Origin of the sequence: Cellulomonas sp. P24, from assembly GCF_024704385.1 — a bacterium.
Lineage (GTDB): Bacteria > Actinomycetota > Actinomycetes > Actinomycetales > Cellulomonadaceae > JAJDFX01.
In genome coordinates this window covers 946,468-960,702 of record NZ_JAJDFX010000002.1, presented here as the reverse complement: position 1 = coordinate 960,702, position 14,235 = coordinate 946,468, and the positions used below count along the sequence as shown (strand labels likewise).

Sequence of the window (14,235 nt, the reverse complement as noted above, 5' to 3'; positions counted from 1 at the left end):
CAGCCTAGTATCGGGTCGGTCGGCTGCGGGCTATGGGTAGTCTGGCGGGCATGTCTGATGGATCGGGTCGTCGTGTCCTGGTCGTCCTCCCCGCATGGAACGAGGAGAAGTCGCTCCCGGCAGTACTCCGTGAGATCGCGGAGAACCTGCCCGAGGTCGGTGTGCTCGTGGTCAACGACGGCTCGGCAGACTCGACGAGCGCGGTTGCCCGTCTGCACGGCGTCGATGTGCTCGATCTGCCGTTCAACCTCGGGGTCGGTGGGGCAATGCGTGCCGGGTTCCGGTACGCACTGGCGGAAGGCTACGACGTGGTCGTGCAGGTGGACGCCGACGGGCAGCACGACCCTCGGGACGTGCCGCGGATCGTCGAGCTTCTCTCGGAGACCGACATCGTGATCGGCGCACGCTTCGCGGACGAGGGGACCTACACGGTCCGTGGTCCCCGGCGGTGGGCCATGCGGGTGCTCGCGGGTGTCCTCAGCCGCCTCGCAGGAACGCGTCTGACGGACACCACGTCGGGATTCCGCGGGGCAGGTCCGCGGGCGATACGGTTGTTCGCCGTCCATTACCCCGCGGAGTACCTCGGGGACACGATCGAGTCGCTCGTCATCGCCCTGCGCGGGGGCTCACGGTCTCGCAGGTGGGTGTGTCGATGCGTGAGCGTTCTGCGGGGATGCCCTCGCAACGCCCGGTGAAGGCGGCGATCTACCTGCTCAGGGCATGCCTCGCGCTGGGGATATCGCTCACACGACGGCGCGAGCAGATTCGCACGACGCCGGAGCCGACATCATGAGGGGCTACGTCTTCGCTCTGACGGGGGCGCTGATCACTCTGGCGTTCATGTTCGAGCTCCTGCGGCGGCGGCGCCTGCGTGAGAAGTATGCGGCGCTGTGGATCTCGCTCGCAGTCGTCGTGATCGTCGTCGGTGCGTTCCCCGAGCTCCTGAACCGCATCGCGACCCTCGTCGGGATCGCGACACCGCTCAACCTCGTGTTCTTCCTCGGGCTGCTGGTGCTCCTGGTCGTCTGCGTCCAGCTCTCCGCCGAGCTCAGCTCGCTCGAGCACGAGGCACAGACCTTGGCCGAGGAGTCCGCGCTGCTCCGGAACCGGCTCGAGCGGCTCGAACGTGCGCGCGAGGGCGAGCTGCCGCGGCCGCCGGTCGCCGACCCGAGCCCCCACGTCGGCGACCCGACGTGACGGAGGAGCTGCTCGGAGAAGGACCGCCCACGGATTCTGAAGCTCGCCACGGTGCGGGGATGCTTGCCGTCGCTGCCGGCCTCGGCATCTTCGGGCTCGCGACCTACGGCTACCTCGGCTTCGCCGGCCAAGGGCTCGGGCCGGAGGCGTTCGCGCCGCTCTCGGTGATGTGGACGCTGCTCAACGCTCTCGGCATCGGCGTGTTCCTGCCGTTCGAGCAGGAGCTCGGACGCGTGACGGCCATGAGACGCGCGCTGGGGGAGGGCAACAGCACCTACGCGCGCCGCGTGATCATGGTGGCGTTGGCGATGCTCGCGATCTTCACCGTCATCGCGATCGGCGCTGGGCCAGTCGTCAGTGAGCGGCTCTTCGCCGGCCACAGCGAGCTCATCGCCGTCCTCGTGCTGGCGATGGGCGGCATGGCGGCGTCCTACGTCGTCCGGGGCCTGCTGTCCGGTCGGGGCCGGTTCGTCCGGTACGGCGCACAGCTCGCGGTCGATGGCGTGCTGCGCGTCGTCGCCGCAGGGGTGCTCTTCGCGTTCGGTGTCCGGAGCATCACCCTGTACGCCGTCGTGCTGTTCGTGACCCCGGTCGTCGCGGTCCTCGTGACCACCGGGCGGCGCCGCGACCTGGTGCGTCCTGGAGGGTCCGATGTCACCGGTCGCCTCGTGGTCCGCGCCATCTCGACCTTGCTCGGGGCGTCCGTTCTTTCCCAGGTTCTCGCGAACGCGGGGCCGATCGTCGTCCAGCTGCTCGCGCGAGCCGACGAGGCTGAGGTGAGCGGTCAGTTCCTTGCCGCACTCGTCATCGCGAGGGTGCCGCTGTTCCTCTTCGCTGCGGTCCAGGCAGTCTTCCTGCCGGGGCTCGCGAGCCTGGTCAGCGCCGGTGAGGGGGCACGGTTCCGCCGACGGGTCGAGGTCGTCGCGATCGGCACCCTCGCCATCGGAGCGGGCGGTGTGCTCGTCGTGTGGTTGCTCGGCAGAGAGCTCGTGCCCCTGCTGTTCGGGTCGAAGTTCTCGATCGACCGCAGCGTGATCACGCTCATCGCCCTCTCGGGCGCCCTGTTCATGCTCGCGCAGGTGGCCGCACAGGCGTTGCTGGCGCTCAGGGCGGACCGCGTGGTCGTCGTCGGCTGGGCCGCAGGGATCGTCGGGCTCGCGATGGCCGCGAGCGTGCCCGGCGAGCTCTCGGCGCGCGCCGCCTGGGCTCTCGTCGCGGGGTCAGGTGCTGCGCTGGTCCTGCTTGCTGCGGGGCTCACGGTGCGGTTCGCTCGCTGGCACGTCGGTTCTGCCGAGCTGCGGGACGTCGAGGGACTCCGTGGCTGAGTCTCCTGAGAGTCGTGAGACCCCCGAGGTCGGCGTCGTCATGCTTGCCTACGGAGCGGAGCCGGTGCTGGACGTCGCCGTGCGCGCCGTCCTCGCGTCGAAGGGCGTGTCCGTGCGGCTCGTCCTGGTCGACAACGGGTGCGAGCGCACCGATCTCGATGGCATGAGCGTCGAGCTCGGCTTCGACCTGGTGCGACCGTCGTCGAACCTCGGCTTCACGGGCGGTGTCGACCTCGGGGCGTCGCGGATGTCGACCCGATTCCTGGCGCTCGTCAACAGCGATGCCGTCGTCGATCCGATGGCGCTCGCGCGACTCGCCGCGGTGGCCGCTGGACCGGAGATCGGGATCGCGACCGGGAGCATCCGGCTCGCGAGCGACCCGACGGTCATGAACTCCGCCGGGAACCCGCTGCACTTCCTCGGGCTGTGCTGGGCAGGTGGCCTCGACGACCCTGCCCGGCTGCACCAGGCGCCCGTCGACGTCACCGGTGCGAGTGGTGCGGCACTCGTCCTCCGCCGTGAGGTCTGGGACGCGTTGGGGGGCTTCCCCCTCGAGTTCTTCGCCTACCAGGAGGATCTCGAGCTCAGCTGGCGGTGCTGGCAGCGAGGCCTCCGCGTCCGGTACGTACCCGACGCGGTCGCTGTCCACCACTACGAGTTCAGCCGGAATCCTCTCAAGATGTACCTGCTGGAGCGCAATCGACTGCTCTTCGTGCTGACGTGCTACGGCGGTCGGACGTTGGCGCTCCTCTCTCCCGTGCTGATCGCCTTCGAGATCGCGATGGCGGTGATCGCCGCCGCGCAGGGCTGGGGAGCGCAGAAGGTCAAGGGGTGGACCTGGGTTCTCGGTCACCTCGGCTGGGTGGTCACCCGGCGCCGGGAGGTCCAGACCGCTCGAACCGTTCCCGACCGGGAGCTGGCGCACCTGTGGGTGGAGCGGTTCGACGCCGCGGCCATGCCGCTCCCGGCCGCTGCCGAGCCGCTGCAGGCCCTGCTGATCGCCTACTGGAGGCTCGTGCGGTTGGGGTTGTGAGGCGGCGCGGTGGCCGTCTCAGGTGCTTCCGAGCGCGTCACGATACGCCTGGACGTGCAGGTGCGCACTCCGTTCCCAGGTGAATCGCGCCGCGTTGTCGGTCGCCGCCGAGGACAGCTCGTCATGCTGCGGTCCGGTGGCCGCCACCAGCCCGGCGGCGATCTCGTCGGCGGACGACGGGTCGACGAGGATGGCACCACCGGGGCTGATCTCCGCCATCGAGGTGCCGGCCGAGGTCACCACCGGGACCCCGTGCGCCATCGCCTCCAGGACGGGCATCCCGAACCCCTCCCAGGTCGACGGGAAGCAGAAGGCGCGGGCCCCCGCGTAGGCCCGGTGCAGGTCGGGGAGATCGAGGTGGCCGAGCAGGTGGACGCGTCCCGTCGGGAGCCGTCGGGCCCGTTCCTCGACCTCGTCGGTGGATCCTCCCCACCCTGTCGGGCCGACGAGCACGAGGTCGAAATCCAGGTTCATGTCCAGGAGTGCACCGAAGGCGTCGAGCAGAGTGGGGAGATTCTTGCGCGGTTCGAGGGTTCCGCACCACATCACGTAGGGGCGGTCGAGACCATGAGCAGCGCGGAAGTCCCGAAGCTCGAGACGCGAGACGACCGGGGCGTGCACACCGTGGTGGATCACTCTGATGCGGGACTCCTCGATGCCGTGGTCGAGGCAGTCCGCAGCCGTCACGGCCGACGGGACGACGACGATCTCGGCCTCGTCCCGCGCGATCTGGAGTGCGCGCCGGAAGAAGGCGTTGCCGCGTCGAGTGAAGTGGCTCGGGTCCCGCAGGAACGCGACGTCGTGGATCGTCACGACGAGCGGCGCGACGTGCGGTGGGATCGCCCACGTCGTGGCGTGCAGCACGTCGGGACGCCATCTCGAGCGGGACCGTGAACGGGCGGACGTCGTCCCGCGACCTCGGTTCCGTGACCACAGCTCGTAGAGCACGGGCCGTGGCAGTACGGAGCGATGGACGGGCATCGTCGAGGGCAGCGGCAGCGTGCCGGGGCCGGAGGCCCGTGCGGCGAGCCCTGTGAGAGCGACGCCGGTCTCGAGTGCCAGGGCACGCGCGAGCTCCGAGATGTAGGTGCCGGAGCCGCCAGGTGCCGGCTGCCAGAGCTGCTCCACCGTCATCGCGACGGACACGGGAGTCGGCTCGGCGATCACGGCTCGAGCCTATCGCCGGGGTCGGGCGCGCCTGCACGAGTGCGTGTGCAGCCGTGCGTGGAGATCGACTCACCTACGATCAGTCCGTGCGACTCCTCCTCGACGCGACCGCCATACCCTCGGACCGCGGTGGAGTGGGCCGCTACGTCGACGCGCTCCTTCCCGCACTCGCGGCGCGCGGCGTCGACCTGGTGGTCGCCTGCCAGGAACGTGACGCGGCCGGGACCGCCCGCCTCGTGCCTGGTGCGGAGATCGTGACGGCGCCGTCGTGGATCACCGGGCGACCAGCCCGGATGGTGTGGGAGCAGATCGGCCTGCCACGCCTCATCCGCGCCACAGGCGTCGACCTGCTCCACAGCCCGCACTACACGATGCCGCGCCGCGCGGGTGTACCCGTGGTCGTCACGCTTCACGACGCGACGTTCTTCAGTCATCCGGAGCTGCACTCCCCGGTCAAGAAGAGGTTCTTCCAGTCGGCCATCCGTACGGCGGTGCGCCGTGCCGCCGGACTCGTGGTGCCGTCAGCGGCCACGCGTGACGAAGTGCTGCGCTTCGCCGGCGGCCGTCGCGAGAGGTTCCAGGTCGCCTACCACGGCGTCGACCCCGCCCTGTTCCGGCCGGCCGACGAGGCGGAGCAGGTGCATGTCCGGCGTGAGCTCAAGCTCGGTGACCAGGCGTACATCGGATTCCTCGGGACGCTGGAGCCGCGGAAGAACGTCCCGGCCCTCATCCGTGGATGGGTGCACGCGGTCGGTGCGCTCGACTCGCCCCCTGCGTTGGTCCTCGCGGGCGGTGCCGGCTGGGACGACGCCGTGCAGCCGGCGATCGATGCGGTTCCATCGCACCTGCGGGTCCTGCGACCCGGGTACCTGCCGCTGAGCGAGCTCGCGGGATTCCTCTCCGGTGCAGTGGTGGTCGCCTATCCCAGCCTCGGTGAGGGCTTCGGGTTGCCGGTTCTCGAGGCCATGTCCTGCGGCGCCGCCGTGCTCACCACGCGAGAGCTCTCTCTTCCGGAGGTCGGGGGAGACGCCGTTGCCTACTGCGGCACCGACGAATCAGAGATCGCCGTGGCGCTCGGTGACCTCCTGGCGGACGGCGCTCGCCGCGCCGCCCTCTCGGCAGCTGCAGTCGCGCGTGCGGCAGGTTTCACCTGGGACGCAGCAGCACGGGCCCACATCGTCGCGTTCGAGGCGGCCCTGCGTCGTCGATGACGACACGACCGTCCGGACGAGCGGCACCCCGTTCCGTCCGCGTCGAGTCCGATCAGGATCGACGTGACCCGAGGTACGCGCTCACCTGATCGTCCTGAGGCAGCAGTCCCTGCAGGCGCGCCTCGCGCAGCGTCGGGGCCGCGAGGTCCTTCTCCGAGAGCTGCGGCGTCAACGTGCGCCCGTCACGAGCTGTCGTAGGCCACTGGATCGCGACGTCCGGGTCGAGCGGATGGATGCCGTGCTCGCGGGTGGGGGAGTAGCTCGTCGAGCACAGGTAGAGCACCGTCGAGTCGTCCTCGAGCGACATGAAGGCGTGGCCGAGTCCCTCGCTCAGGTAGATCGCACGTCGGTCGACGTCGTCGAGCAGCACGGAGTCCCACTGACCGAAAGTCGAGGATCCCACGCGGAGGTCGACCGCGATGTCGAGGACCGCGCCCTTGGCGCAGGTCACGTACTTCGCCTGACCGGGAGGGACGTCGGCAAAGTGGATGCCGCGGACCACCCCCGCAGCGGAGACCGAACAGTTCGCCTGTTGCAGGTCGAACCGATGTCCAGTGGTCTCCTGGAAGGGGACGCCCTGGAAGTACTCGAGGAAGACGCCGCGGGGGTCACCGTGCTGCTTCGGAGTGATCTCCCAGGCGCCGGGGACGGCAAGCTCGCGGTACGTCATGGAGACCTCTCGGCATGCGGCGGATCCGGCCGGCCAAGCCTATGCGACCGCTGCAGGCACGCGGACACGACAACCTGCATGAGGCGACACCTAGACTGACCCGGTCATGTACGAGGATCGGGGAGCCGCATGCGCTGGTTGGTAGTCGGAGCGAACGGAATGCTCGGCCAGGACCTAGTCCGACTCCTGCAGGAGCGCGGGGAGGCCGTGCGCACCGCGGACCGCTCCGCCTCAGGCGTCACTGACGTTCTCGACATCACCGACGCACGAGCGTGCGTGGACGTCGTCACCGACGTCGACGTCGTCGTCAACTGTGCGGCCTACACGGCCGTCGACGACGCCGAGCAGCACGAGGCCACCGCCTTCGCGGTCAACGCCGTCGGCGCCGGCAACCTCGCTCGAGCGGCGAGCCGCTCCGGTGCGCGGATCGTGCAGATCTCCACGGACTACGTGTTCGACGGTGCTTCCGAGACCCCCTATGCCGAGGACGGTGCACTCGCCCCGCAGTCGGCCTACGGGCGCACCAAGGGCGCCGGAGAGTGGGCCGTCCGCGCCGAGTGCCCAGATCACCTCATCGTGCGGACCGCATGGTTGTACGGTGCCGCTGGCGCCTGCTTCCCCAAGACGATCGCTCGCATTGCTGCCGAGCGCGGCGGGCTCGATGTCATCGACGACCAGGTCGGCCAGCCGACCTGGACCAGCGACCTGGCCGACCTCATCCTGCGGCTCGTCGCGGCGCGGGTTCCGAGCGGCATCTACCACGGCACCTCGTCCGGAGCGGTCTCCTGGCACGGGTTCGCGCAGGCGATCGTCGCGTCCGCGGGGCTCGACCCGCAGATCGTCCGTCCGACGACGAGTGCGCAGTTCGTGCGGCCGGCACCGCGTCCGGCGTATTCCGTGCTCGGGCACGACGCCCTGGAGCGGGTCGCTGTGGCGCCGATCGGCAGCTGGGCCGAGCGATGGGCACTCGCATCGGGTTCGGTGCTCGGCGCCCTGGTCTGACAGCGCCGGGCCGCACGCCCACCAGTGCAGCCGCGCGGTCGTCTCAGTGCTGCTGGGGAGTTCGGACACCGGCTCAGGAAGCGGGCAGCACGAAGGCCCGTGTCGGTTCTCCGAGGGAGGCGACGAGTGCAGGTGCGGCGTCTCCCGTGACGGCGAGCTGGCTGGCCGGGTCTTGCTCGAGGACCTTCTCGGCAGTGAGCAGCATCGCCTGAGGAGTGCTGCGTGTGAACAGCAACAGGCTCGCCTGAGCGTTCGCTGCGCTCGTCCACCGTGTCGTGAGCGCCAGGAGCCATTGCTGCGCGCTGATCGGGTCCATCGCCGGCGACCCAGTCTCCAGGTAGACGAGGGTGGTGCCCGGGGACGCGTTCTGGTAAGAGGCGGTCCTCAGCAGGCGTCGCGCCTCGGCGATGGTCGCGGGGGACTGCTGGGCGATCTGGAGGTAGCTCTCGGCACCCGGCGCGACATGCCAGATCGGGAATCTCGAGAACCCGGGCCCGAACAGCCCGAACGTCTGGGTCGCGACCGCGCATGCCGCGATCGAGGCGGCGACGCGAAGCCCGACACGCGACGATCGGGAGTGCGGCCACGGCCTCACAACGGTTGCGACACCGGCAACGAGCACGACGACGGACACGAGCTCGACTCCGAGGCCGTACTTCCAGAAGTAGTACGAGAGGTCCCCTGCTCTGCGCAGCTGCACTCCTGCGACAACCTCGAGCGTCAGGAGCCCGATCATCGGGACGAACGCGAGCGATCGCGCGATCAGCCGAGTCGTGAGCGGAAGCCGTCGGTCGGCGCTGAGGGCGACCCAGCCGAGGCACGCGATGATGGGTGGCGCCAGTAGGACGGCGAGCCGAGGCGCCGGGATACCGCCCTGGGTGGTGAGGACATCGGTCGCTCGAAGCCCGACGAGGATCGCCACTGTGCGCGCCGTTGCTGCCAGGGTCGCCAGGACGATTCCGGCGTCGACCAGCAGTGCGCGTCGTGTGCGACGCCGGCGTCCGCGCCACACGATGGCGAGCGCCATCACAGCGACCGGCGCGACCAGAGTCGCAAGGAGGATCCAGCTGTGCGCGGTAGCGACGACTGCCCCGCCCAGTGCCGCCAGATGCGCGGTCGGGACACGTGTCCGGAGTGGCGCAGCCAGCAGGAACCCGGCTCCGACGAGCACGCAGGCGAGGAAGAAGTTCGGGAAGCCGTAGTGGAGCGCGATGCTTCCTGGGCCCAGGACGTATCCGGTCGTGATGACGACGGCCAGCGGTGCGGCCAGCAGTGGTCGAGCGCGGAGCGACGGAAGCGCGCACAGGCCGGCGACCACAACCGCGACGCCGATGACCGCCACGAGCCCGACCATGTGGGTGTAGGCGACGAGCTCCGTCCCGATATCGGCGGGAACGGCCTTCCCCGTGAGCTCCATGAGGGCGGCCACCGCAACGTGGAACGACTGCGGGTAATCAGCGAACTTCCAGGTCGTTCCTACGGGTGCGGCGAGTGTGTCGATCGTCGTCCCGTGCGTACGGATCATCTCGACCATGTCGAAGTGCGCCGAGTTGTCCCAACCTCGAGAAAGATAGGCGAGCGCGACGTCAGGCGAACGGAAGCTGAACCAGCCTCGCAGGACCACCGCCGCGGCACCGGCTGCGAGAGCGGGGAGGGCATCGACAGCGGCAACGCGGGGGACGAGTCGTCGCAGACGCTCGGCAGGGTGATCGGCGACGGCGACCCATGCGGCTACGGCACCTGCCGAGGCGGCGAGGAGGAGCGAGACACGGCCCAGCCCGGCGGTCGGGACAGGAACCCACCAGAGCACGGGGATCCAGCCGAAGGCGAGCAGGCCCACCACCAGGATCCGCCTCGACAGTTGTCGCGACACCGGCACCGCAAGGGCGACGACGCCGGCGAAGACGACTGCGGCAGGTCCGTCGATCACGCCGAGAACGCGCAGGACGAGAACGACGCCCGCGACCCCGACGAAGGTCAGACCTGCGCGGACCCGGTGGTCGGTCGGCGTGGTGTCTGTCGCCACCGACGCGACAACGCTGTCCAGCACCTGATTGCCTCCGGATCCCCTCGGCCTCCAGGCCCCCTGGATGTCCAGCGAGGAGTGTACGCGGACGGCATGGAAGACCGGGGCCGATCGCCCGGTCTGCGGTCCCGGCGCGTCTCCGTCAGCGGCGGTCGAACGCGCGCCCCGCTGCGCGAGCCAGCTGCCGCGAACGCCGTTCGACGCCCCACTGCGTGACCTTCCACATGGCCTCGAGCACGATCGCGCGGCTCATCTTGGACTCGCCGAGCTCTCGGTCGCGGAACTCGATCGGGATCTCGACGACCCGGTGCCCGCCGGAGATGACGCGGAGCGCCATGTCGATCTGGAAGCAGTAGCCGTACGAGTTGACCGACCCGAGGTCCATCGCGCGCAGCACGTCGGCGCGGTACGCGCGGAAGCCCGCGGTCGCGTCCCTGACCTCGATGCCCAGGGCGAGCCGTGCGTACAGGTTCGCCCCGCGGCTCAGTGCCTCGCGTGAGCGGGGCCAGTCCACGACCGTCCCGCCCGAGACCCACCGGGACCCGATCGCGAGGGCGGTCGACCCGGGGCGCTCGGCGGGTTCGATCGCCGCGACGAGGGACGGGAGCGCCGACACCGGGTGCGAGCCGTCCGCGTCCATCTCGACGAGGACGTCGTACCCCCGCTCGAGTCCCCACCGGAAGCCCGCGATGTACGCCGAGCCGAGGCCGAGCTTCCCGCTGCGGTGGAGCGCGTGCACGCGTGCGTCGTCGATCGCCATCGTGTCGGCAAGCTCGCCGGTGCCGTCCGGGCTGCCGTCGTCGACCACGAGCAGGTCGGCTTCAGGGAAGGCATCGAACAGGCGCGACGTGATCAGGGGAAGGTTCTCCCGCTCGTTGTACGTCGGGATGATCACGAGGGTGCGCAGGCTCATGTCAGGGTCTTCCAGGAATCGAGGGGAGGCGTCTCGCCCGCCCGCTCCGGCCGGCGCCGGGCGCGTCAGGGCCATGCGAGCCTACAGGGACTCGCCTGTGCGACTCCTGGAAACGCCCCGTGCGTGGGCGCCGGACGCGAGTCGGGCGCGGGGTACGGCTGCCCTCGGGGTCAGGGGAGAGCAGGACGGAGGCCTTCGCCGGCGTCACGCCCCGTCGTCGAGAAGCGACAGGAGGTAAGCGCCGTAGCCGGACTTGACCAGCGCCTGTGCACGGTCGCGCAGCTCGTCGTCCGTCAGGAACCCGCGGCGCCACGCGATCTCCTCGGGCGCACCGATCTTCAGCCCCTGCCGGTGCTCGACCGTGCGCACGTAGTCGGACGCCTCGATGAGCGAGTCGAACGTCCCGGTGTCCAGCCAGGCGGTGCCGCGGGGGAGGACCTCGACCTGCAGGCGACCCTGCTCGAGGTAGGTCCGGTTGACGTCGGTGATCTCGTACTCGCCGCGGGCGGACGGCTGCAGATCCCGTGCGATCGCGATCACGTCGTTGTCGTAGAAGTACAGGCCGGGGACTGCGTACCTGCTCTTCGGGTGTGCCGGCTTCTCCTCGAGGGACAGCGCGCGGCCGGTCGCGTCGAACTCGACGACGCCGTAGGACGTCGGGTCGGCCACCCGGTAGGCGAACACGGCCGCACCGTCGATGTCGTGGAACCTCCCGAGCCGGGTGCCGAGACCGGGACCGTAGAAGATGTTGTCGCCGAGGACGAGGGCGGCCCGTTCGTTGCCGACGAACGACGCGCCGAGGACGAACGCCTGCGCCAGACCGTTCGGCACGTCCTGCACGGTGTAGCTGATCGAGATCCCGAACTGCGAGCCGTCACCGAGCAGCCGGTGGAACTGCTCGGCGTCGTGCGGCGTCGTGATCACCAGGATGTCGCGGATCCCGGCAGCGATGAGTGTCGAGAGCGGGTAGTAGACCATCGGCTTGTCGTAGACGGGGACGAGCTGCTTGCTGACGCCGAGCGTGATCGGGTGAAGCCTGGTCCCTGAACCGCCGGCAAGAATGATTCCGCGCATGAGACGACAGTGTGGCCCAATACTGCCGCCCGCGTGCACCGGACTGGGTACGATCCTTGTTCGCTCCGACACAAGAACGAGGTGGGTGTGCTCAGGATCGGGAATGCCACGCAGGGCTACGCGTGGGGGTCGCTCACCGCGATCCCGGAGCTCCTCGGCATCGAGGCGAGCGGCCGACCGGTCGCCGAGGTCTGGTTGGGCGCGCACCGGAGCGCGCCGTCCGAGATCGAGACGTCGCAGGACGAGGCGGTGCACGCCGGGACGACTCTCGCCGAGGTGATCGCGGCTGACGCGAGCACCGTGCTCGGTGAGGACGTCGTCGCCAGGTTCGGGCCGACGCTTCCGTACCTCCTCAAGGTGATCGCCGCCGAGACACCGCTCTCGCTCCAGGTGCACCCGCACCTGGAGACGGCCCGCGCCGGCTTCGCCCGCGAGACGGCGGAGGGCATCCCGATCGATGCGCCGCACCGGAACTACAAGGACGCGAACCACAAGCCGGAGCTCATCTACGCCCTGACGACGTTCGAGGCGCTGTGCGGCTTCCGTGCGCCGCGTCGCGCGGCGGAACTGTTCGCGGGGCTCGACGCCCCGCTCGCCAAGGAGCTGCACGGCGTCCTCCTCGCGCAGCCGTCGGCAGACGGGATCCGCGAGGTGTTCACGCAGCTGCTCGAACCCTCGACGCGTCCCTCCGCCTCCGAGGTCCAGGAGGTCGCTGATGCGTGCGCCGCCCGGCTGGAGGCCGGTTCGCCGTCGCCGCGAGCGGACCGCACCGTCGTCTCCCTCGCTGCGGCCTACCCGGGCGACCCCGGGGTCGTGACGTCCCTCCTGCTCAACCCGGTGACCCTTCAGCCGGGGGAGGCGATGTTCGTGCCCGCGGGCGGGGTCCACGCCTATCTGCACGGACTCGGGGTGGAGGTCATGGCGTGCTCGGACAACGTGCTGCGGGCCGGTCTGACCCCGAAGCACGTCGACGTCGACGAGCTCCTCCGCAACGTCGACTACGTCGCCGCGCCCCCGATCAGGATCGCGCCGGAGACGTTCCACGGTGCGACCAAGGTGTACTACGCCCCGGTGGACGACTTCGAGCTCTCGGTGACCGAGATCTCCGACGACGACCTGCACCCGCTTCCCGGGCGCGGTCCGCGCATCCTGCTGTGCGTCGGCGGAGACCTGGCGGTCGAGAGCAGTTCCGGGGGGGTGCTCGGCCTCAGCCGTGGTCAGGCCGCCTTCGTGTCCGCTGCCGACGGTCCTCTGACGGTGCGTGGGAGGGGGCGCCTGGTCCAGGCGGACGTCCCCTGACGTCAGCGGCCGGTGCCGTCCGCGCCGCTCACACCTCGGTGGTCACGCGCTCGGACGCGACCAGGCGGTCGCGTCGTCCCGGGTCGGCCCGCAGGTCTCGTGCGTACTCACCACCGACCATGACGACGGATCCACCCGCCCCGAGGACACCGACGACGGCGCGGATCGATGCGTCCAGCGGGTGGCCGGAGACGTCGTGGAGCGCCCGCTTCGGGGACTCGGGTCGCGGCAGTCCGGTGGGCCGGAACAGCTCGCCGTGCGTCTCGGCGCCGTGGGAGTCGACCAGCGCCGGGGCGTCGGGGTCGACCGCAGGCACCCAGCCGATGACGTCGCCGTAGGTCATCACGGCGGAGGCGGCGTCGACGGCGCCCGGAGGCAGGTCGCCGTCGTACCGACGGCTGAGTGCGGGAAGGCTGACGACGACGACGGGCTCGACGCCGGGACGCCGTCGGGGCGTGTCGGTGATCGTGAGGTCGCAGGTGAGGTCGTCGGCCGTCGTCGTCACGACGCACGCCCCGGCGCGCCACACCGCGAGGGCCCAGACGACGGAGCGCCAGTGCGGCGGGAGATCGAGGAGCACCCGGAGCCCGGGGCCCGCGTCGAATTCTTCGACCAGGAGGTTCGTGGTCTTGTTGACCCAGTTCTCGAGGACGGCGCCGGAGAGCTCGATCCGTTCACCCGCGTCCCCGTACCAGGTGATTCGCGGTCGACCAGGATCGGCGGCGAAGGTGCGGAGGAGGTCGGCGCAGGTCGTGGGCGGCACGACGACAGGATAGGTCCAGCCGATTCCGTCCGGGTTGTCAGGATTCTGCGCGAGAATTCGCTCCAGATATCACGCTCCGGCTTGACTCAGCCGAACGACACGCGTGTAATTCCCGTAGAGCGATCCGCAAGGGGCTCGTTCGCCATGGACGACAACCGACCGTCGCCGACCTTGGACCGACACAGAGCGAGCACGGAGGCACACATGTGGGACTTGCTCGACGAGGACAGCGTGGTCCTGTCACAAGCGGGTTCCCTCTCGGACGACCGCGCACTCGCGTCCGTCGCACCGATCTTCGGGACGCCCCTCGACGACACGGTGATGGGGTGGCAGGAGCAGGCGCTGTGCGCTCAGACCGACCCGGAGGCGTTCTTCCCGGAGAAGGGCGGTTCGACGCGCGAGGCCAAGAAGGTGTGCACAGGGTGCGACGTGCGGACCGAGTGCCTCGAGTACGCGTTGGCCAACGACGAGCGCTTCGGCATCTGGGGCGGGCTGTCCGAGCGGGAGCGGCGCAAGCTCAAGCGCCGCGTGGTGTGAGCGCCCGTCCCCGCGGGT

General features: G+C 70.1%; 13 protein-coding genes and 1 pseudogene. 8 read left to right on the top strand and 6 right to left on the bottom strand.

The window, feature by feature from the left end; genetic code table 11:
• The first annotated feature begins 50 nt into the window (after positions 1–50).
• From LJB74_RS04565 to LJB74_RS04550, 4 genes and pseudogenes are all read left to right on the top strand, one after another.
• Positions 51–793, top strand: a pseudogene (locus LJB74_RS04565) (glycosyltransferase family 2 protein).
• On the top strand, positions 790–1,197 hold the full coding sequence (locus LJB74_RS04560; RefSeq protein ID WP_259307412.1) for a DUF2304 domain-containing protein: 408 nt from the start codon (positions 790–792) through the stop codon (positions 1,195–1,197). Before LJB74_RS04565 ends, LJB74_RS04560 begins: the two are co-directional and overlap by 4 nt.
• Before the next feature lie 59 nt (positions 1,198–1,256).
• Complete coding sequence (locus LJB74_RS04555) at positions 1,257–2,522, top strand: lipopolysaccharide biosynthesis protein (RefSeq protein WP_259307411.1); 1,266 nt, start codon at positions 1,257–1,259, stop codon at positions 2,520–2,522.
• Entirely contained in the window at positions 2,515–3,555 is a 1,041-nt protein-coding gene (locus LJB74_RS04550) for a glycosyltransferase family 2 protein (RefSeq protein ID WP_259307410.1), read from the top strand. The genes LJB74_RS04555 and LJB74_RS04550 overlap by 8 nt, the downstream gene beginning before the upstream one ends.
• Positions 3,556–3,573: 18 nt before the next feature.
• On the opposite strand, the gene LJB74_RS04545 is transcribed toward LJB74_RS04550, so the two are convergent.
• Positions 3,574–4,722 carry a glycosyltransferase family 1 protein gene (locus LJB74_RS04545; RefSeq protein WP_259307409.1) on the bottom strand — a complete coding sequence of 383 codons (1,149 nt, stop codon included), beginning with the start codon at positions 4,720–4,722 and terminating at the stop codon, positions 3,574–3,576.
• An 86-nt stretch (positions 4,723–4,808) separates the two neighbouring features.
• Between LJB74_RS04545 and LJB74_RS04540 the strand changes: the two genes are divergently transcribed.
• A complete protein-coding gene (locus tag LJB74_RS04540; RefSeq protein WP_259307408.1) occupies positions 4,809–5,933 on the top strand; it encodes a glycosyltransferase family 1 protein in 1,125 nt (374 codons plus the stop codon).
• A 52-nt stretch (positions 5,934–5,985) separates the two neighbouring features.
• Here LJB74_RS04540 and LJB74_RS04535 read toward each other — a convergent pair whose 3' ends face one another.
• Positions 5,986–6,603, bottom strand: a complete 618-nt coding sequence (locus tag LJB74_RS04535) for a dTDP-4-dehydrorhamnose 3,5-epimerase family protein (protein ID WP_259307407.1) — start codon at positions 6,601–6,603, stop codon at positions 5,986–5,988.
• A 129-nt stretch (positions 6,604–6,732) separates the two neighbouring features.
• Here LJB74_RS04535 and rfbD point away from each other — a divergent pair, with 129 nt between their 5' ends.
• A complete protein-coding gene (gene rfbD, locus LJB74_RS04530; protein WP_259307406.1) occupies positions 6,733–7,605 on the top strand; it encodes a dTDP-4-dehydrorhamnose reductase in 873 nt (290 codons plus the stop codon).
• A 73-nt stretch (positions 7,606–7,678) separates the two neighbouring features.
• Here rfbD and LJB74_RS04525 read toward each other — a convergent pair whose 3' ends face one another.
• From LJB74_RS04525 to rfbA, 3 genes are all read right to left on the bottom strand, one after another.
• Positions 7,679–9,631: a hypothetical protein gene (locus LJB74_RS04525; protein WP_259307405.1), complete on the bottom strand. Its 1,953-nt coding sequence runs from the start codon at positions 9,629–9,631 to the stop codon at positions 7,679–7,681.
• A 142-nt stretch (positions 9,632–9,773) separates the two neighbouring features.
• Entirely contained in the window at positions 9,774–10,544 is a 771-nt protein-coding gene (locus LJB74_RS04520) for a polyprenol monophosphomannose synthase (RefSeq protein ID WP_259307404.1), read from the bottom strand.
• A gap of 204 nt (positions 10,545–10,748) precedes the next feature.
• Positions 10,749–11,618, bottom strand: coding sequence for a glucose-1-phosphate thymidylyltransferase RfbA (rfbA, locus tag LJB74_RS04515; protein WP_259307403.1), 870 nt, complete (start codon positions 11,616–11,618; stop codon positions 10,749–10,751).
• A gap of 87 nt (positions 11,619–11,705) precedes the next feature.
• Here rfbA and manA point away from each other — a divergent pair, with 87 nt between their 5' ends.
• On the top strand, positions 11,706–12,917 hold the full coding sequence (gene manA, locus LJB74_RS04510) for a mannose-6-phosphate isomerase, class I (protein ID WP_259307402.1): 1,212 nt from the start codon (positions 11,706–11,708) through the stop codon (positions 12,915–12,917).
• 28 nt (positions 12,918–12,945) lie between these two features.
• On the opposite strand, the gene LJB74_RS04505 is transcribed toward manA, so the two are convergent.
• Positions 12,946–13,680, bottom strand: coding sequence for a TIGR03089 family protein (locus LJB74_RS04505; RefSeq protein WP_259307401.1), 735 nt, complete (start codon positions 13,678–13,680; stop codon positions 12,946–12,948).
• 204 nt (positions 13,681–13,884) lie between these two features.
• Here LJB74_RS04505 and LJB74_RS20585 point away from each other — a divergent pair, with 204 nt between their 5' ends.
• Positions 13,885–14,217: a WhiB family transcriptional regulator gene (locus tag LJB74_RS20585; protein WP_310650808.1), complete on the top strand. Its 333-nt coding sequence runs from the start codon at positions 13,885–13,887 to the stop codon at positions 14,215–14,217.
• Positions 14,218–14,235: the final 18 nt, after the last annotated feature.